The organism is Pseudomonas sp. Colony2 (assembly GCF_019382755.1).
Classification (GTDB): domain Bacteria; phylum Pseudomonadota; class Gammaproteobacteria; order Pseudomonadales; family Pseudomonadaceae; genus Aquipseudomonas.
Genome location: NZ_CP080030.1, coordinates 5,953,839 through 5,970,703, shown reverse-complemented (window position 1 = coordinate 5,970,703; position 16,865 = coordinate 5,953,839). Strand labels below are relative to the sequence as shown.

Below are 16,865 nucleotides of genomic sequence, written 5' to 3'. Positions count from 1 at the left end.
CTTCCAGCTTAAGGGCGTTTGCGCTCTACAGGGCGCAACAAATGCGTCGGCGGCGTTTCGCAGCTGATCTTGCGGCCCAGCAAGGTTTCGATCGACGGCAACTGATACGAGTCGTCTTCACCGGCAAAGCTGATGGACACGCCCGCCGCGCCCGCGCGGCCGGTACGGCCAATCCGGTGCACGTAGTCGTCCGGCACTTCCGGCAGGGTGAAGTTGATCACGTGGCTGATGCCATCGATGTGAATCCCGCGTCCGGCCACGTCGGTGGCCACCAGCACGCGAATCTTGCCTTCGCGGAAACCTTCCAGGGTCTTGATGCGCTTGTGCTGCGGCACGTCGCCGGACAGTTGCGCGGCATTCACGCCATCACGCACCAGGCGTTCTTCGATGCGGCGCACTTCGTCCTTGCGGTTGGCAAACACCATGACCCGCTCCCAACCGTTGTCGTTGACCAAGTTGTAGAGCAGCTTGTATTTGTCGGCACCGGCCACGGCATAGATATGCTGTTCGACGTTCTCGCTGGCGACGTTGAGTGCCTCGATCTCGACGATGGACGGGTCGGTGGTCCACTGCTTGGCGAGGTTCATCACGTCTTCGGTGAAGGTCGCGGAGAACAGCAGGGTCTGGCGCTCGTTTTTCGGCGGGGTCTGGCGAATGATCTGACGCACTTGCGGGATGAAGCCCATGTCGAGCATGCGGTCGGCTTCGTCCAGCACCATCACTTCGACCATGTCCAGGTGCACGTCGCCGCGCTGGTTGAAGTCCAGCAAGCGGCCCGGTGTGGCCACCAGGATGTCGCAGTGGCGCGCTTCCAGGTGCTTGAGCTGCTTGTCGAAGTCCATCCCGCCAACAAACGTCATCACGTTGAGGCCGGTGTACTTGGTCAGGTCGGCGGCGTCCTTGGCGATCTGTACCACCAGTTCCCGGGTCGGGGCGATGATCAGTGCGCGGGGTTCACCCATGTAGCGCTCTTTTGGCGGTGGGGTCTGCAACAACTGCGTAATGATCGAGATCAGGAACGCAGCGGTCTTGCCGGTACCGGTCTGGGCGCGACCGATGGCGTCTTTGCCGGCGAGGGTGAAGCCCAATACTTGCGCCTGGATCGGCGTGCAGTACGGGAAACCCAGGTCCTGGATGGCGTGCATCAGTTCCGGGGCGAGTTTGAAATCATGAAAGCGGGTTTTGCCTTCCTGGGGTTCGACGGCGAAGTCTTCCAGTTTCCAGGGAATAACCACAGGTTTGGGCGCGCGTTCACGGCGCGGCTTTTCCTGGCGTGGCTCCTGGCGTGGTTGGTCGGCGGCTGGCTCTTCAGCGACGTTAACCGTGGCGGGTGTGGTCACCGGCTCTTTTTTTGGCGAGGCTACAGGTGCGGTCCGGCCAGGCTGCTGGCCGTCATTGCGGCTGCCTTGAACGTGGGCGGGGGCACTGGAACCTGGCGCGAGCTGCTCAGCCTCGCTTTTACCGAACATCTTCTTGAGTGCTTTGAGCACGGTCATCTCATCAATTGGTTAAGGAATGTACGCCGGCCAGTGTAATGCAAGAATCGGGCGCGGCGTAGTGCGTTGGTCATGCGGCTACACAATGGCTGGTTTTCAGACCAGGCGGGCGGCCAACCAGTCACCGATATCGTGTATCTCCTGGGGTAACACTTCGTGGCCCATTGGGTATTCCTGCCATGCAACGGTGACACCGCGCGACTTCAAATGCTCATAGGCGCTGCGACCCATGGCGTTCTGCACCACGTCGTCGTATTGGCCGTGCAGGCACAGCGCCGGAATCCGTTGCTGGCTCGCCGACAATTCGAGTTCGTCACCGAAAGTGGGCGCGTAGGTGGAAAGGGCAATCACGCCACCCAAAGCACCCTGCCATTTCAGGAAAGCGGTGTGGAACACCACGGCGCCACCCTGGGAAAAACCGGCGAGGAAAATCCGCGAGGCGTCTATTCCGCTGCTTTTTTGTTCCTTGATCAGGTCGGTAACCATTTTTGCCGAGGCTTCCAGCTCTTCAACACTGATGGAACGCGCCGGGCTCATGGCCTTGATGTCGTACCAGCTCGGCATCTCGTAGCCGCCATTGATGGTCACCGGGCGTGTCGGCGCCTGGGGCAGGACAAAGCGCGTCGACAGGAGTTTTTCCTGCAGGGCTTCGGCCACGGGCAGGAAGTCGTAGCGATCGGCACCCAGGCCATGCAACCAGATTACGCAGGCGTCTGCGGGCTTGGCGGGCTGAAGAATCAAGGGTTCGGTCATGTCTGCTCCATATATGTGCGTGCGCTCCGATTGAGTGCGTCGGAACGGTGCGCGACGGGTTGATCTGTTAAGAGAATGTCGCAAGGTTGAATCTTTTGCTCTTGACCATGGGCTGAAACGACTCAGCCATCAGTCTGGTACGGGGCTTGCTACGTGAAACCCGATGTCAAGGCTCACCCCAGGCGGTAACACTATCAGTGACTGGCGCCTGTGGGATAGCAACTGGACTTAAAGCAAAAACCTCATGCTGTTTGACCCCAAAAAAAGCCAACACGGGTCGATGTCGCCTCATAAGGGTGCGGTGGGGTTTGAGCTCCGACACAACAAGAGCAAAACTGGAGGTTTGAATGAAGGTATTGAAATCCACCCTGGCCATCGTGACCGCGGCTACCGTACTGGGTGTCAGTGGTTTCGCCCAGGCTGGCGCCACTCTGGATGCCGTGCAGAAGAAAGGCTTTGTGCAGTGTGGCGTGAGCGACGGTCTGCCGGGCTTCTCGGTGCCGGACGCCAGCGGCAAGATCCTCGGGATCGACGCTGACGTGTGCCGTGCTGTTGCCGCTGCCGTATTCGGCGACGCAACCAAGGTCAAATTCAGCCAGTTGAATGCCAAGGAGCGTTTCACCGCGCTTCAGTCTGGCGAAGTCGACATCCTGTCGCGCAACACCACCATGACCAGCTCCCGCGATGCCGGCATGGGCCTGAAATTCCCGGGCTTCATCACCTACTACGACGGTGTTGGTTTCCTGGTGAACAACAAGCTGGGCGTGAAAAGTGCCAAGGAACTGGACGGTGCAACCATTTGCATCCAGGCCGGTACCACCACTGAGCTGAACGTCTCCGACTACTTCCGCGCCAACAACCTGAAGTACACCCCGATCACGTTCGACACCTCCGATGAAAGCGCCAAGTCGCTGGAATCCGGTCGTTGCGACGTACTGACCTCCGACAAGTCCCAGCTCTACGCACAGCGCAGCAAGCTGGCTTCGCCGAAAGACTACGTGGTATTGCCGGAAACCATTTCCAAAGAACCACTGGGCCCTGTCGTGCGTAACGGCGACGACGAGTGGCTGGCCATCGTGCGCTGGGTTGGCTACGCCATGCTCAACGCTGAAGAAGCCGGTATCACCTCCAAAAACGTCGAAGCTGAAGCCAAGTCCACCAAGAACCCGGACGTTGCCCGTCTGCTGGGTGCTGACGGCGAATACGGCAAAGACCTGAAAGTGAAGAAGGACTGGGTCGTACAGATCGTCAAGCAGGTCGGTAACTACGGCGAAGTGTTCGAGAAAAACCTCGGCAAGAGCACGCCTCTGGAAATCGATCGTGGCCTGAACGCTCTGTGGACCAACGGTGGCATTCAATACGCACCACCTGTGCGCTGATCGCTGATGGTTCTATCACCCGGTGGGCCAACCGCCGGGTGATGTTCTGTTCCATTATTTCTGGGGCACTTAATGCAAAATCAAATCGGCGCACCAAAACAGAAGCTCAGCTTCAGTGATCCAAAAGTGCGTGCGTGGCTATTCCAGATCATCACGATTGTGGCGGTGGTCTCGTTGGGCTGGTACCTGTTCAACAACACGCAAACCAACCTTCAACACCGGGGCATTACCTCGGGTTTCGACTTTCTTGAGCGCAGTGCCGGCTTCGGCATCGCTCAGCACCTGATCGACTACACCGAATCGGACAGCTATGCCCGGGTCTTTGTGATCGGTCTGCTCAACACCCTGCTGGTGACGGTGATCGGTGTGGTCCTGGCGACCATCCTCGGGTTCATCATCGGTGTGGCGCGCTTGTCGCCCAACTGGATGATCAACAAGCTGGCCACGGTGTATGTGGAAGTGTTCCGCAACATTCCGCCGCTGCTGCAAATCCTGTTCTGGTACTTCGCGGTATTCCTGACGATGCCGGGGCCGCGCAACAGCCACAACTTCGGCGACACGTTCTTTGTCAGCAGCCGTGGCCTGAACATGCCCGCCGCGTTGATGGCGGAGGGTTTCTGGCCGTTTGTGATCAGCGTCGTGGTGGCAATCATCGCCATTGTGCTGATGGCCCGTTGGGCAAATAAACGCTTTGAAGCCACCGGTGTTCCGTTCCACAAGTTCTGGGCCGGCCTGGCGCTGTTGGTGGTGATCCCTGCGCTGTGCGCTTTGGTGTTCGGCGCGCCGCTGCACTGGGAAATGCCCAAGCTGCAAGGCTTCAACTTCGTCGGCGGATGGGTACTGATTCCCGAGTTGCTGGCGCTGACCCTGGCCCTGACCGTGTATACCGCGGCGTTTATCGCCGAGATCGTGCGTTCAGGCATCAAGTCCGTCAGCCACGGCCAGACCGAAGCGGCGCGTTCCCTCGGGCTGCGCAACGGCCCGACCCTGCGCAAGGTGATCATCCCGCAAGCCCTGCGCGTGATCATTCCGCCGCTGACCAGCCAATACCTGAACCTGGCGAAAAACTCGTCACTGGCCGCCGGTATCGGTTACCCGGAAATGGTTTCGCTGTTTGCCGGCACGGTGCTCAACCAGACCGGCCAGGCCATCGAGGTTATTGCCATCACCATGAGCGTGTACCTGGCGATCAGCATCAGCATTTCCCTGCTGATGAACTGGTACAACAAGCGCATTGCGCTGATCGAGCGGTGAGGAAACCTGCATGAGTACGCATACTTTCAAACCTGATATGCCGCCACCGAACAAAGTGTTCGGGCCGATGGCATGGATGCGCGCCAACCTGTTTTCCAGCTGGCTCAACACCCTGCTGACATTGCTGGCGTTCTACCTGATCTACCTGGTCGTGCCGCCGATCCTGCACTGGGCGATCCTCGATGCAAACTGGGTCGGTACCACCCGCGCCGACTGCACCAAGGAGGGCGCCTGCTGGGTGTTTATCCAACAGCGCTTCGGGCAGTTCATGTACGGCTACTACCCCGGCGACCTGCGCTGGCGTGTCGACCTGACCGTGTGGCTGGCCATCGTGGGTGTGGCGCCGTTGTTCATCTCGCGCTTCACGCGCAAGGCGGTCTACGGCCTGAGTTTTTTGGTGGTGTACCCGATCGTTGCCTACTTCCTGCTGCACGGCGGGATCTTCGGCATGACCAACGTGGCCACCAGCCAGTGGGGCGGCTTGATGCTGACCCTGGTGATCGCCACCGTCGGCATTGCCGGGGCCTTGCCGCTGGGCATTGTGCTGGCGTTGGGTCGGCGTTCGAACATGCCGGCGATTCGTGTGGTCTGCGTGACCTTCATCGAGTTCTGGCGCGGCGTGCCGTTGATCACGGTGCTGTTCATGTCGTCGGTAATGTTGCCGCTGTTCCTGCCAGAAGGCATGGGCATCGACAAATTGCTGCGGGCCTTGATCGGCGTGATCCTGTTCCAGTCGGCCTATGTGGCCGAAGTGGTACGCGGTGGCTTGCAGGCGATTCCCAAGGGCCAATACGAGGCTGCGGCCGCGATGGGCCTGGGTTACTGGCGCAGCATGGGCCTGGTGATTTTGCCCCAGGCACTGAAGATGGTGATCCCGGGCATCGTCAACACGTTTATCGCGTTGTTCAAGGACACTAGCCTGGTGATCATTATCGGCCTGTTCGACCTGCTCAACAGCGTCAAGCAAGCCGCCGCCGACCCGAAATGGTTGGGCATGGCCACTGAAGGCTACGTGTTCGCCGCCCTGGTGTTCTGGATTTTCTGTTTTGGTATGTCCCGCTATTCCATTCATTTGGAACACAAGCTGGACACAGGCCACAAGCGTTAGGAGTTTTGTGATGAGTGAAGCGATCAAACAGCCTGTGAGCCCTGAAGGCATTATTCAGATGCAGGGCGTCAACAAGTGGTACGGCCAGTTCCACGTGTTGAAAGACATCAACCTGAACGTCAAGCAGGGCGAACGTATCGTGCTGTGCGGCCCGTCGGGTTCCGGCAAGTCCACCACCATCCGCTGCCTCAACCGCCTGGAAGAGCACCAGCAGGGCCGCATCGTGGTCGATGGCGTGGAACTGACCAACGACCTCAAGCAGATCGAAGCGATCCGCCGCGAAGTCGGCATGGTGTTCCAGCACTTCAACCTGTTCCCGCACCTGACCATCCTTCAGAACTGCACGCTGGCCCCGATGTGGGTACGCAAGATGCCCAAGCGCAAGGCTGAAGAAATTGCCATGCACTACCTTGAGCGCGTGCGTATTCCGGAGCAGGCCCACAAGTTTCCGGGGCAGTTGTCCGGCGGCCAGCAACAGCGCGTGGCGATTGCCCGTGCGCTGTGCATGAAGCCGAAAATCATGCTGTTCGATGAGCCGACCTCGGCGCTCGATCCGGAAATGGTGAAAGAGGTACTGGACACCATGATCGGCCTGGCGGAAGACGGCATGACCATGCTCTGCGTGACCCACGAAATGGGCTTTGCGCGCACCGTGGCCAACCGCGTGATCTTCATGGACAAGGGCGAGATCGTTGAGCAGGCGGCGCCGAATGACTTCTTCGACAACCCGCAGAATGATCGGACCAAGTTGTTCTTGAGCCAGATTTTGCATTGATCGATGAGTGATGCTTGAAACAATAAACCCGGCCTGGTGCCGGGTTTATTTTTGCCATCAATCAAGTTGTCGTCAGGGTCTCGTGCTCTTTATGTACCGTATGCACGGAATTGCGAAGATCTGCGCCTTCACTCAGGATTTTTGCTTCGACCAGCAAGTGGGGGTGACGCTCAAGCAAACGCATCAGGACTACCAGGGATTTGGGGGGCAATACCTCACCGCGCTCGTAGCGAGATAAGGCGTTGTGGCCGCCACCCGATAGCAGTTGTACCGTTTCTTTTTGTGAAAGGTGCAGTTTGCGGCGTATGCGCTTCATCTCGGTGCCGACCATCTGCCTGAAACTGTGAACGATTTCATCGCAGTGGTCTGAATAGCGTTCCGCGTCTTCGGGGTCCAGGATCACCTCTCCACATGCCTGGCACTCCCATCCAGACAGATCGTCTATACGGCGATGCAAACCTTTGACTTCCGATGTTTCGCTACGTCCTGAGAAGTGATGCATTCCGTCATGCCTGCCGCAGCTGAAGCATTGCTCTGTTTTCATGGGTTTTTCTCCTTGAAGGAGATCACCGGAGGTTTACCATCCGTGCGGTAGGTCACCTTGATGTAGATCTCCAGATCATGTGAGTGAATGTGATACACATCTTGCCAAACTCGATGGTCGTCATGAGTGGTCATCGACTTGTACAACATCGTGTTTTTCAACTCGAAAATGACCGCCTGCATTTGTTCGATGCTTAAATCAAGATCCTCGCCGCAACGGCGTGCGCTTTGAGTAAATGCTTGCTTTCCAAGCCGCCTGACATCCGCCTTTATCACCGCCAGATCGTAATGAGGTGTGTACTTTTCCATAAGACACCTGAGTCCAATAATTACCCTCTGAGGGTAATTTTACCAATCGAAAATACTGCTCCTTTGCCTGCCCAAGAACCCTAGTGCGTTGCCTTTGTAGGCAACTCCGAATAGGCTGTGGGAAAATTCATCCTATGATTGGATGAAAGGACGAAACCCATGACAGACATCGCCCCCCTGATCAAACGCTCCCTCGTCGATCAAGCCCTCGAACAGTTGCGCCAGCGCATCACCCAAGGCGTATGGGCCATCGGCGAACGCCTGCCCACCGAGCCCGAGTTGTCTGCCGAGTTGGGGATCAGCCGCAACACCGTGCGTGAAGCCATGCGCGTATTGGCATTCTCCGGGTTGATCGAGATCCGCCAGGGCGACGGCAGCTATTTGCGCTCCATGACCGACCCGCTGGGAGCGATGAAAGCCTTGTCCCACTGCACCCTGGCTCAGGCGCAGGAGACGCGGCAGATTCTTGAAGTCGAGGCAGTCGGCTTGGCCGCGTTGCGCCGCACCGATGAAGACCTGGTCGCTTTGCGCGCGGCCCTCAACGCCAGCGGCGACCATTACCACGGTGATCTTGAGCACTACATCAGCTGCGACCTGGTGTTCCACAAACGCCTGGTGGACGCGGCCCACAACCCGGCCTTGAGCGAGCTGTATCAGTACTTCTCGAGCATTGTCGGCGCGCAACTGCGCCAGACCCTGAACATCCAGCCGCGCCGGCAAGCGGTGTTCGACCTGCACGGCGCCTTGCTCGATGCCGTGGAACAACAGGACCCGGAACGCGCCAAGGCCCTGTCCCGGCAGTTGATCAATGAACCTTGAACCCGAGACCACCATGCCCCGTTCAGAAAATGCCCTTGATGAACTGCTGATCGACGCCGAAGCCGATGACGATGAGGTCCAGCACAGCCCGCCGGTGGTAAGCCGTCCGTGGTTGTTGCTGCTGGGCCTGATCCTGGTGGCGCTGAACCTGCGCCCGGCGTTGTCGAGCATGGCGCCGCTGCTCGCTGAGGTCTCCCATAGCCTGGGGCTCTCGGCGGCCAAGGCTGGGCTGCTGACGACGCTGCCCGTGTTGTGCCTGGGCCTGTTCGCACCGTTGGCTCCGATCCTGGCCCGGCGTTTTGGCGCCGAGCGGGTGGTGCTGGGCATTCTGCTGACCCTGGCCGGCGGCATCATCCTGCGCAGTTCATTCGGTGAGGCCGGGCTGTTCGCCGGCAGCCTGCTGGCGGGCGCGAGTATCGGCATCATCGGGGTGCTGTTGCCCGGTATCGTCAAGCGCGATTTCGCCAAACAGGCCGGCACCATGACCGGCGTGTACACCATGGCCCTGTGCCTGGGTGCAGCGCTGGCGGCGGGATCCACGGTGCCCCTGAGTCATTACTTCGGCGACAGCTGGAACATCGGCCTGGGGTTCTGGATTCTCCCGGCGTTGGTCGCGGCGTTGTTCTGGTTGCCACAGGTCGGCCAGAAACACGGCGCGCACCAGGTGGCCTATCGCGTGAAGGGCTTGTTGCGTGATCCGCTGGCCTGGCAGGTGACCCTGTACATGGGCCTGCAATCCTCCCTGGCGTACATTGTGTTTGGCTGGCTGCCGTCGATCCTGATCGGCCGTGGCCTGAGCGCCACCCAGGCGGGCCTGGTGCTTTCCGGTTCGGTGATTGTGCAACTGGCCAGTTCCCTGGCTGCGCCCTGGCTGGCCACCCGCGGCAAGGACCAGCGCCTGGCCATCGTGGTGGTGATGGTGCTGACCCTGGGCGGCCTGTTCGGTTGCCTGTATGCACCGTTGGACGGCTTGTGGGGCTGGGCGATTCTGCTGGGCCTGGGCCAGGGTGGCACTTTCAGCCTGGCGCTGACCTTGATCGTGCTGCGTTCACGGGACGCCCATGTAGCCGCCAACCTGTCGAGCATGGCCCAGGGCATCGGCTACACCCTGGCGTCCATGGGGCCGTTCGCGGTCGGGCTGGTGCATGACTGGACCGGTGGCTGGAACGCCACCGGTTGGATTTTCGCGGTGATCGGCCTGGGCGCGATCATCGCGGGGTTGGGCGCCGGGCGTGCGCGGTATGTCGCTGTGACCAGCGAAAAGGTCTAGAGGTACAGCACTTCCATGGTGCTGGAACCATCAATATGCACGTCGCTGCTGAGGTCGAGATTGTTCTTGGCAGCGATCACCGTATCGACCCTGACCAGGCTGCTCAGGGTCTGGAAGGCCGTCGGTCCGCTGGTGCTGCCGACGGTGTCGGTAAAGCCGAGAAAGCTGCGCGAACCGATGTCGATCGGGTTGCTGTTGGCGGTGCGCCAGGCGATCCCGCCGCTGGTGGACTCGGTGCCGTAAACCTCCGGCAGGCTGTCGATCACGGTCTGCTTGGGGTCGAAGGTCAGTGAGTACAAGCCGATCTTGTTGCCGCTCGGGTCCAGCCCCAGCCCGTAATAGATTTCGCTGTTGACGTTGGCGGTGCCGTCGCGGTTGTCGCTCATGCGCAGGGCATAACGGGTCGCGGCCTCGCAGTTGATGGTGACGCTCAGGTAGCGCACCGGCAGGCGTTTGCCGCGATCAATGTTCAACTCCTGTTGGGAAATCTTGCCGTAGTCGATCAGCCCGTTGCCCGACAGCGCTGGTGTGCAGGCGCTGGGGGTGAGCAGGCCGGTGATGCCGAGTTCGACACTGGAGGCCGCCTTGGCGCCGGCGCTGAGGGTCAGCAGGGCAAGTGTTGCGAGAGAAAGCTGGCGTAGGTTCATGACCATACTCCTTGATCAGAGGTAGATGATTTCAATCGTGCCCGAACCGTCGAGCAGTACTTCCGTCCGCAAGTCCAGGCTGTTCATGGGCGACAGAACGGCGCGAACGCTGACCTGCCCGCTCAGGTTCTGGATCGCGGTGGGGCCGGCATTGCTGCCGGGTATAGCGGTAAAGCCAAGCAAACTGCTGCTGCCGATGGGAATGGGGTAGGCGCTGGAGCTGCTCCAGGCTGCGCCACCGGTGGTGGAGTCGGTGCGGTACACCTGGGGCAGGGCGTCGGCGCGCAGGTCGAAGGGGTCGAAGTAGAGAAAGTAGCGTCCGATCTTATTGCGGCTGTCATCGACGCCCAGGCCGTAGGCGGTTTCATCGGTGCCGCCGGTGGCCGAGCCTTTACGGTTGTCGTGCATGCGCAAGGCAAAGTGAGTCGGACCGTCGCAGCCGATACTCAGCAGCAGGCTGCGGGAGGCCAGGCCGGTTTCCTTGTCGGCGTTCAGGCTCTTGGCCCACATACGGCCAAAGTCGATGATGCCGCCGTTGGACAGAGTGGTTTCACAGGCCGCCGGGGCAAAACCGGCTTGCACCGACAGCTCGCGGGCGCGGCCGGTGGCGACGGCGTCGATCAACCCGGTGGCTTCCCAGGTCACCGCGTCGCGTACTTGCGTGGCGTCGGCCTGCGCCCAGGCATTGACCTGCAGTTGCGCCGAAAAGCTGCTGCCGGTGGTCGGCGCGCCGTCGCGCAACGGCACGATGGCCTGGTCGGGTCGCCAGTCGAGTGTCCTGCCTCTGGCGCTGGGCGCCTGGCCTTGCCCACCGGTCAACCCCAGTTCAACCGCCTGGCCGTCGAGTACCGCATCGCTGATGTGCACGCGGTAACTGCCACGCTCGGTAAAGCGGTAGCGCTCGGCGGTCGCGGCCAGGGCCCGGTAGAACACGTGCATATCGGTGGGCGTCGGGCAGTTCAGGTTGAGGCTCAGGCGGCGTTCTCCCAGCAGGATTTCTGCGCCGGGGTTGCGCTGCACGGCGCGGTTCATCACGCCGAAATCCAGGCGCGACTGGCTTAGGGTCAGCTGGCATTCGTCGGCGTGCGCCCGGCCCTGGGCGATGGTGCCCAGGGCCAATCCCAGCAGTAACAATCGCTTCATCACAGTCTTCCTCATGGCGTCACACAGCGGGCCGGGGCGGTTTCGAAATACACCTGCGGGTCGGCTTTTTCCGCGAGTTCAACCTGCAGTTCACAGCGGCTCATGCCCGGTGCCTTGACCCACAGGGGACGTGGGTCCAGCACGTTCGGCAGGAACACCTGGCTGCCTTCCTGCACCAGGGTCACGAACTCGCCATCGACGGTAATCACCGTGGCGCCACGGGGCAGAGGCGTGCCGTGGTCGGTGGTCACTGTGAGCAAGGCACGACGGGTCAGGGCCACGCCGAATTCCACGCGATCCACCGCGCCGCGCCCGGCGCTGATGACGGCCAGGCCGTTGCTGATATCGGCGTTGCGCGGCAGCGACTGGGTTTGCACTTCCACGGGGCTGCGCCCGTAGGCGGACACCTGCGGTACCACGGCCTGGCCCTGGAAGTCGGTCCATACCGGGCCGCTGGGCGTGGTGAGCTTGACCCCGGCCATATCGCCGACAGACACCAGCGCAAAGGTGTCGCGCACCGGATAAGGCGAGAAGGTCACGCCACCGCTGTGGGCCACCACCGCACCGCGCACACCGCCCTGGTAGCTGGAGCGCTCGGCGTCAGAGCGGCTGTAGTTCATGTCCAGTTGTGCATAGCGCGGCAGATAGGACACGCCGAGGGTGGATTCCACTTGTTGGTCGCGGCTGTCGTGCTCGGCACTGACCCGGTAACTGAGTTGATCGTTGACCTGCTCGTTCACCCCCAGGCCGATGCGATGCTCGCCACCGGAGTTGCGCACCCAGGAGCGCCCACGCCGGTTCTCACCCAGTGGCACGCTCAGGTTCAGGTACACCGCGTTCTCGTTATTCTGCCGGCCGCTGACCTGCCACTCGGCACTGGCCGACAGCGACACGCCGCGCACGCTGGTGCCCCATGAGGCCAGGGCACGGCTGCTGTTTTCGCCGTTGAACGTGGTGGTGCGCGACAGGCCGGCATTGAAGGCACCCAGCCATGGATGGGCCCAGCCCAGGGCCAGGCTCTGCTGGTCGCGATAGCGGGTGAGGCGACCTTCGTCGTCCCGTGAGTCGTAGTAGGCGGCGTCTTCCAGCTCCCGGTAGCCCATGGTGCGGTGGGAAGCGCCGGCGGTGATCGACCATTGCCGGCCCAGGCGCTGGGACAGGCTCAGGTCGGTCTGTACGCCGCGTTCACCCAGGCGTTGGGCATCGGCAATCTGGGTCGACAGTTGTACCTGGCCGTCTGGCCACGGCAACAGGCCGAGGCTGGCACCCGTGGCACGGTAGTCTTCGGCGGCAAGCGCGCCGGCCCCCAGGCTCAGGCGCGGGTTCAACGCACCGCTCCAGCCGCCGCTGATTACCCATGGATCGTCGCCGCGCGTATCGCCGATATTGCGCACCCGGCCCGCCCCCAACGAGTAACCCGGGGCTGGCAAGCCGATGCCGAGCATCGCCGCCGGCACGGTGAAGCGCCGCTCTTCGCCGGTGCTTTCCTTGACCGTCACTTCAACGTCGGAGCGTGTGTTCAGGCGCCGTACGTCGGTGAGGGAGAACGGCCCGGCCGGCACCACGGTGGAGTGAATCAGCGCGCCGTTCTGGCGTACCTCGACCTGGGCCGGGCTGTTGGCGATGCCGCTGATAGTCGAGCCCTGTTCCTGGTCCTGCAGGGCCTGTTCGGTAAACAGCTGCATGCCGGTGATCTGCGCGGACGACAGCACCGGGTTGTAGAGGTTGATCTGCCCGGCCTGCAACACCGCCTGCTGCTCGGCGAAGGTGCGCTGGGCATAGGCTTCCAGGTGGGTACTGCGGGACCGGGAGTCTTGCCAGGTCTGTACCTGGCGGCTGCGCACGATCCAGTCGCCGGCGTTGAAGCCCAGCTCGGTATTGGCCGAGCCGAAGCGGCTGGCGTCGTCGCCATAACGGTTGTACAAACCGGTGAGGTCGTAGTTGAGCAAGCCGGCGAACCCTCCGGTTTCATAACCGGACAGCTCACGTTGGCGCGGGCGCAGGGCATCGGTGGGCACCATCAGGCTCACGCTCAGGCTGGCGGGGTCTTGCTCCACCACGGTTTGCGGGTATTCGCCGAGGAAGTCATGGCAGCGGCTGTCGGCCAGCGGGGCCGGTATCACCAGGTCGGCCGCGTCCAGCAGCGGGCGGTCGAAGCACAGCGCGCCCTGGCTGTCGAACTGCACATCGAGGCGGCCACGGCGCTGGCCGTTCACCGTCAGGCTCACGGCATGGCGGCCGCTGGTGTAGCGCGGTGCGTCGAGCAGCAGGTAGGCCAGCTCCGGGTCGATACCGCGCTGGTGCAGGGTTTGCGCGTCGAAGGCATCGGCCCAGGCATCGGCCGACAGCAACGCCATGGTCAGTGGCAGCGCGGCCCGCATCCGGGCGGGGCGTAAAGGACAGTCGGGCACGGCTTCGCCAGCCGGGTCAGTGGTTACTGTGTTCACGTAAAGGCACTCAGGTTATGGAAGCCGGCAACGGTTGGCGGGCTTCCCGGTGACAGTCACAGGGCTGTCACTTCGTTATTCAGCGTTTGCGGCGGTTATCGGTGCTTCATAGGCGGCGACGGCAAAGCCGTACACGGTGGCCGGTTGCAGGCGTACGGCCGTGGCGGTGTGGGGCGTACTGAGCCGCAGGGTTTCGCCGGGCAACACATAAGTGCGCGGCAGCACCAGGCTCTGCTTGCCGGGCAGCAATTGCAGCTCCTGGGCCAGGCGCACCACGTAAGGCGTGGGGTTGGCGACGTTCAGGTGACCGGCGTTCAACGACCAGGTCAGCCCGGTCCAGGGTGTGCGGTTCGGCGCCAGGCCCTTGGGATGAATGATCACCGGCAGGTTCTGGCGCACGGTCACGCCCACCCGCGCATGGCCAGCCTGGGCGGCGTCACGGTCCTTGGGCATGCCTTCGAAGATCACCCGCTTCAGGCGTTGGGTTTTCAGGGGCGTGGGGTTGCGCAGGATAAAGCGCACCAGCTGGCTTTTGTCGGCCTCGACCCGGGACAGGGGCGGGGTGACGAACAGCAGCGATTCGGTGTCTTCCGGAATGTCTTCCAGGGTGACGTGCAGCAGGGCCAGTTTGCCGTCGGTGTTGGTCACCGACACCGAAGCTTCGCCGTCGGCCTCGTTGACGATCACCACCGAGGTGTCGGGCACCATGCCGTCGGCAAACGCCTGGGTGCTCAGCAGCCAGCCCAGGGCCAGCAAGGTTGGATAGGTCTTCATGACGCAGTTCCTAAAATGATCACAGGGCTTAGAGGTAACGCAAATCCAGGACCAGTGAGCCATCGAGGGGAACGTCTTGCCTGAGGGTCAGACGGTTCGCCGGGTGGATGGTGGTCTGTGCGCGGATCCGGGTGGTCAGGGTGACGATGGGTTCCGGAAACGGTCGGCCGGGACGGGCAAAGCCCATGAGTGTCTTGGGGTGGATGGCCGGTTGGGGAGCCCAGAGGCCGCCTTCGGGGTTTGACACAAGTGACTGCATGGCCTGGCCGTCTCCTTGCGCCGCTTCGAACGCCAGGTCGACGTAACCCAACTGCTCCGCGGGCGCGATGGGGTTTCTCCCCAGGCCGTAGGTAGTGTCCGGTGCGGCGGACGAATCTTCGCGGCTGTCCAGGCCAATCAGGCCAAACAACAAGGGGCCGCTGCAGTGGATCTCTACCTCCAGCCATTGGGTGGGCAACGGGGTGGGAGCCACCTGGTTGAGGAGATGGGCAGGGATGGTGCCGTGGTCGATGATGCCGCTGCCGGAGAGCGCGATGGTGCAGGAGCTGGGGGTAACCAGGCCCGACAGGGTCATCTCGGTGGCGGTGCTGGCAAACACGCTAGAGCCGGTGTTGAGCAATAACAGCGCCGTGCACAGGCGTAGGGTTCTGTTCATCATTCGGTCTTCAATGTGTTCGGTGCAAGTAAGGCGCCTCGCCGCGAACGACGAGGCCGCGGGTTTACAGGTACTTCACTTCCAGCGTGGCCGAGCCGTCGATCGGGTGTTCATCGCTCAGGTCCAGGCTGTCGGCCCGGGCGATCTGCGCATACACCACCAGGTCGCTGACGACTTGCTGGATCGGCACCGGCAACCAGGCTCCCGAGGTTTTATTGCCGAAAGCCGCCAATGCGCTGGGTGGCAGGATTGCGTCCGCCGAGTTGGTCCAGGTCGTGCCGTTATCCCCGGATTCCAGCACCGTGACGGCGACAGAGTCTGCGACTGCGTTATTCAGCATCAGCTCGTAGGCGCCCAGCTTCTGCGTACCGTTGATCAACCCCAGGCCATAGTTGCCGCCGCTGGAGTTGGAGCCGGCGCGGTTATCGGTGCCCTTGACGGCGAACAGGGTGCCGCCATCGCAGGTGATGGTCAGTTGCAGGGTGGTGCGTGGCAGTTGTTTGGGGGCCGTGAGGTTCAGGTCTTTGGCGGAGATCTTGCCGTAGTCCACCACCCCTCCGCCGGACAGGCCAGGGGTGCAGGCATTGGGGGTAATCACCCCTTTGACGGTCAGGTCGACGGTGGACGCCGCCAGGGCAGAAGCGCTGGTGGTGATCAGCAGCGCGGTGGCCAGGGCATTGAGCGTAAGTTTCATGGGGCACACGTTTCCTTTCGAGTGGGGCCGGTTGAATAAAGGGTTACAGGTACTTCAGTTGCACGGTGGCATGGCCGTCCAGCGGCACTTCGTCGAGCACGGTCAGGCGGTCGGTGCCGTCGACCATCGTGTACACGCGCAGGTCGGCACTGAATTGCCGTATCGCAATCGGGGTGTTCGCACCGCCGTTGGTGGCGACCGAGGTCTGGGTGTAGTGGCCCAGGTAAGTCGACGGGAGCCAGGTCACCCCGCCATCGGTCGAGTTGATCGTCTTGACCGTGACGCCGTCCGCGACCGGGTTGAGCAGGCCGAATGCGGTGGCGCCAAGTTTTTCGCCACTGTCCGTCAGCCCCAGGCCATGCCAGTAGTCGTTAATTGCCGAAGTGCCGGCGCGGTTATCGATCGTGCTCAGCGCGATGAACGTTGGCGCTTCACACAGGACTTCCATTTGCATGGTCTGCGGCTGCAGTGAGGTCGGGCTGTCGGTGTTGAGTTCCTTGGCCGGCATTTTTCCGTAATCCACCACGCCTCCGCCGGAGAGCATGGGTTCACAGGCATTCGGCGTGATGGTGCCCGTGACGGCGAAGTCGGTACTGCTGGCGGCGAGCACAGTGGGGGCCAGCAGCAAAGTGGCGAGAAAGACAGCGGGTGAGGAATTCATGGGCGAGCGGCACCTTTTGGTTGCAGGTCGATGGCGTAGGTGGGTTAGAGGTACGTCACTTCAATGGTGGCCGAGCCGTCGAGATTGACTTCATTGCTCAGGTCCAGGCCGTCGGTGCGGTTGATGTAGCCGCTGTAG

Annotated in this window: 17 protein-coding genes; 6 read left to right on the top strand and 11 right to left on the bottom strand. The window is 61.8% G+C overall.

Annotated features, from left to right (window positions below):
* Positions 1-8: 8 nt before the first annotated feature.
* Positions 9-1,496: an ATP-dependent RNA helicase RhlB gene (gene rhlB / locus JV201_RS24150; protein WP_032899430.1), complete on the bottom strand. Its 1,488-nt coding sequence runs from the start codon at positions 1,494-1,496 to the stop codon at positions 9-11.
* 96 nt (positions 1,497-1,592) lie between these two features.
* Positions 1,593-2,249 (bottom strand): alpha/beta hydrolase, encoded by a 657-nt coding sequence (locus tag JV201_RS24145; RefSeq protein WP_102605025.1) that lies wholly within the window; start codon positions 2,247-2,249, stop codon positions 1,593-1,595.
* 347 nt (positions 2,250-2,596) lie between these two features.
* On the opposite strand from JV201_RS24145, the gene JV201_RS24140 reads away from it, so the two are divergent.
* The 4 genes from JV201_RS24140 (at position 2,597) to JV201_RS24125 (ending at position 6,765) form a co-directional block, all read left to right on the top strand.
* A complete protein-coding gene (locus tag JV201_RS24140) occupies positions 2,597-3,628 on the top strand; it encodes an amino acid ABC transporter substrate-binding protein (protein WP_003216321.1) in 1,032 nt (343 codons plus the stop codon).
* Between the two features lie 72 nt (positions 3,629-3,700).
* The gene (locus JV201_RS24135) at positions 3,701-4,882 is read left to right on the top strand and encodes an amino acid ABC transporter permease (RefSeq protein WP_003216323.1); all 1,182 of its coding nucleotides are present in this window, start codon (positions 3,701-3,703) and stop codon (positions 4,880-4,882) included.
* 10 nt (positions 4,883-4,892) lie between these two features.
* A complete protein-coding gene (locus JV201_RS24130) occupies positions 4,893-5,990 on the top strand; it encodes an amino acid ABC transporter permease (protein WP_003216325.1) in 1,098 nt (365 codons plus the stop codon).
* A 10-nt stretch (positions 5,991-6,000) separates the two neighbouring features.
* A complete protein-coding gene (locus JV201_RS24125; protein ID WP_003171943.1) occupies positions 6,001-6,765 on the top strand; it encodes an amino acid ABC transporter ATP-binding protein in 765 nt (254 codons plus the stop codon).
* A gap of 61 nt (positions 6,766-6,826) precedes the next feature.
* Here the strand turns inward: JV201_RS24125 and JV201_RS24120 are convergent, their stop codons facing one another.
* On the bottom strand, positions 6,827-7,309 hold the full coding sequence (locus JV201_RS24120) for a type II toxin-antitoxin system MqsA family antitoxin (protein WP_003216327.1): 483 nt from the start codon (positions 7,307-7,309) through the stop codon (positions 6,827-6,829).
* Positions 7,306-7,617, bottom strand: a complete 312-nt coding sequence (locus JV201_RS24115; protein ID WP_003216329.1) for a type II toxin-antitoxin system MqsR family toxin — start codon at positions 7,615-7,617, stop codon at positions 7,306-7,308. The genes JV201_RS24120 and JV201_RS24115 overlap by 4 nt, the downstream gene beginning before the upstream one ends.
* Before the next feature lie 159 nt (positions 7,618-7,776).
* Between JV201_RS24115 and JV201_RS24110 the strand changes: the two genes are divergently transcribed.
* Both JV201_RS24110 and JV201_RS24105 read left to right on the top strand, forming a co-directional pair.
* Entirely contained in the window at positions 7,777-8,436 is a 660-nt protein-coding gene (locus JV201_RS24110; protein WP_003216331.1) for a FadR/GntR family transcriptional regulator, read from the top strand.
* Positions 8,426-9,706 carry a CynX/NimT family MFS transporter gene (locus JV201_RS24105; protein ID WP_219406129.1) on the top strand — a complete coding sequence of 427 codons (1,281 nt, stop codon included), beginning with the start codon at positions 8,426-8,428 and terminating at the stop codon, positions 9,704-9,706. Before JV201_RS24110 ends, JV201_RS24105 begins: the two co-directional genes overlap by 11 nt.
* On the opposite strand, the gene JV201_RS24100 is transcribed toward JV201_RS24105, so the two are convergent.
* From JV201_RS24100 to JV201_RS24070, 7 genes are all read right to left on the bottom strand, one after another.
* Positions 9,703-10,353, bottom strand: coding sequence for a DUF1120 domain-containing protein (locus JV201_RS24100; protein WP_219406128.1), 651 nt, complete (start codon positions 10,351-10,353; stop codon positions 9,703-9,705). The genes JV201_RS24105 and JV201_RS24100 overlap by 4 nt on opposite strands.
* A 15-nt stretch (positions 10,354-10,368) precedes the next feature.
* Positions 10,369-11,496, bottom strand: coding sequence for a DUF1120 domain-containing protein (locus tag JV201_RS24095; protein ID WP_219406127.1), 1,128 nt, complete (start codon positions 11,494-11,496; stop codon positions 10,369-10,371).
* Between the two features lie 11 nt (positions 11,497-11,507).
* Positions 11,508-13,877: a fimbria/pilus outer membrane usher protein gene (locus JV201_RS24090; protein ID WP_219407220.1), complete on the bottom strand. Its 2,370-nt coding sequence runs from the start codon at positions 13,875-13,877 to the stop codon at positions 11,508-11,510.
* Between the two features lie 141 nt (positions 13,878-14,018).
* Positions 14,019-14,717 (bottom strand): fimbria/pilus chaperone family protein, encoded by a 699-nt coding sequence (locus JV201_RS24085; protein WP_008435638.1) that lies wholly within the window; start codon positions 14,715-14,717, stop codon positions 14,019-14,021.
* Positions 14,718-14,745: 28 nt separating this feature from the next.
* Positions 14,746-15,372, bottom strand: coding sequence for a DUF1120 domain-containing protein (locus JV201_RS24080; protein ID WP_250884758.1), 627 nt, complete (start codon positions 15,370-15,372; stop codon positions 14,746-14,748).
* 64 nt (positions 15,373-15,436) lie between these two features.
* Positions 15,437-16,066 (bottom strand): DUF1120 domain-containing protein, encoded by a 630-nt coding sequence (locus JV201_RS24075; protein ID WP_219406126.1) that lies wholly within the window; start codon positions 16,064-16,066, stop codon positions 15,437-15,439.
* Positions 16,067-16,109: 43 nt separating this feature from the next.
* Positions 16,110-16,727, bottom strand: a complete 618-nt coding sequence (locus tag JV201_RS24070; protein ID WP_219406125.1) for a DUF1120 domain-containing protein — start codon at positions 16,725-16,727, stop codon at positions 16,110-16,112.
* Positions 16,728-16,865 lie beyond the last annotated feature (138 nt).

Bases quoted from the DNA above. Each gene is read 5' to 3' on its own strand.
- JV201_RS24080 (WP_250884758.1), bottom strand. From the start codon at position 15,372: ATGAACAGAACCCTACGCCTGTGCACGGCGCTGTTATTGCTCAACACC.
- JV201_RS24110 (WP_003216331.1), top strand. From the start codon at position 7,777: ATGACAGACATCGCCCCCCTGATCAAACGCTCCCTCGTCGATCAAGCC.
- JV201_RS24070 (WP_219406125.1), bottom strand. From the start codon at position 16,727: ATGAATTCCTCACCCGCTGTCTTTCTCGCCACTTTGCTGCTGGCCCCC.
- JV201_RS24145 (WP_102605025.1), bottom strand. From the start codon at position 2,249: ATGACCGAACCCTTGATTCTTCAGCCCGCCAAGCCCGCAGACGCCTGC.
- JV201_RS24120 (WP_003216327.1), bottom strand. From the start codon at position 7,309: ATGAAAACAGAGCAATGCTTCAGCTGCGGCAGGCATGACGGAATGCAT.
- JV201_RS24140 (WP_003216321.1), top strand. From the start codon at position 2,597: ATGAAGGTATTGAAATCCACCCTGGCCATCGTGACCGCGGCTACCGTA.
- rhlB (WP_032899430.1), bottom strand. From the start codon at position 1,496: ATGACCGTGCTCAAAGCACTCAAGAAGATGTTCGGTAAAAGCGAGGCT.
- JV201_RS24085 (WP_008435638.1), bottom strand. From the start codon at position 14,717: ATGAAGACCTATCCAACCTTGCTGGCCCTGGGCTGGCTGCTGAGCACC.
- JV201_RS24135 (WP_003216323.1), top strand. From the start codon at position 3,701: ATGCAAAATCAAATCGGCGCACCAAAACAGAAGCTCAGCTTCAGTGAT.
- JV201_RS24090 (WP_219407220.1), bottom strand. From the start codon at position 13,877: ATGCGGGCCGCGCTGCCACTGACCATGGCGTTGCTGTCGGCCGATGCC.
- JV201_RS24105 (WP_219406129.1), top strand. From the start codon at position 8,426: ATGAACCTTGAACCCGAGACCACCATGCCCCGTTCAGAAAATGCCCTT.
- JV201_RS24125 (WP_003171943.1), top strand. From the start codon at position 6,001: ATGAGTGAAGCGATCAAACAGCCTGTGAGCCCTGAAGGCATTATTCAG.
- JV201_RS24115 (WP_003216329.1), bottom strand. From the start codon at position 7,617: ATGGAAAAGTACACACCTCATTACGATCTGGCGGTGATAAAGGCGGAT.
- JV201_RS24130 (WP_003216325.1), top strand. From the start codon at position 4,893: ATGAGTACGCATACTTTCAAACCTGATATGCCGCCACCGAACAAAGTG.
- JV201_RS24095 (WP_219406127.1), bottom strand. From the start codon at position 11,496: ATGAAGCGATTGTTACTGCTGGGATTGGCCCTGGGCACCATCGCCCAG.
- JV201_RS24075 (WP_219406126.1), bottom strand. From the start codon at position 16,066: ATGAAACTTACGCTCAATGCCCTGGCCACCGCGCTGCTGATCACCACC.
- JV201_RS24100 (WP_219406128.1), bottom strand. From the start codon at position 10,353: ATGAACCTACGCCAGCTTTCTCTCGCAACACTTGCCCTGCTGACCCTC.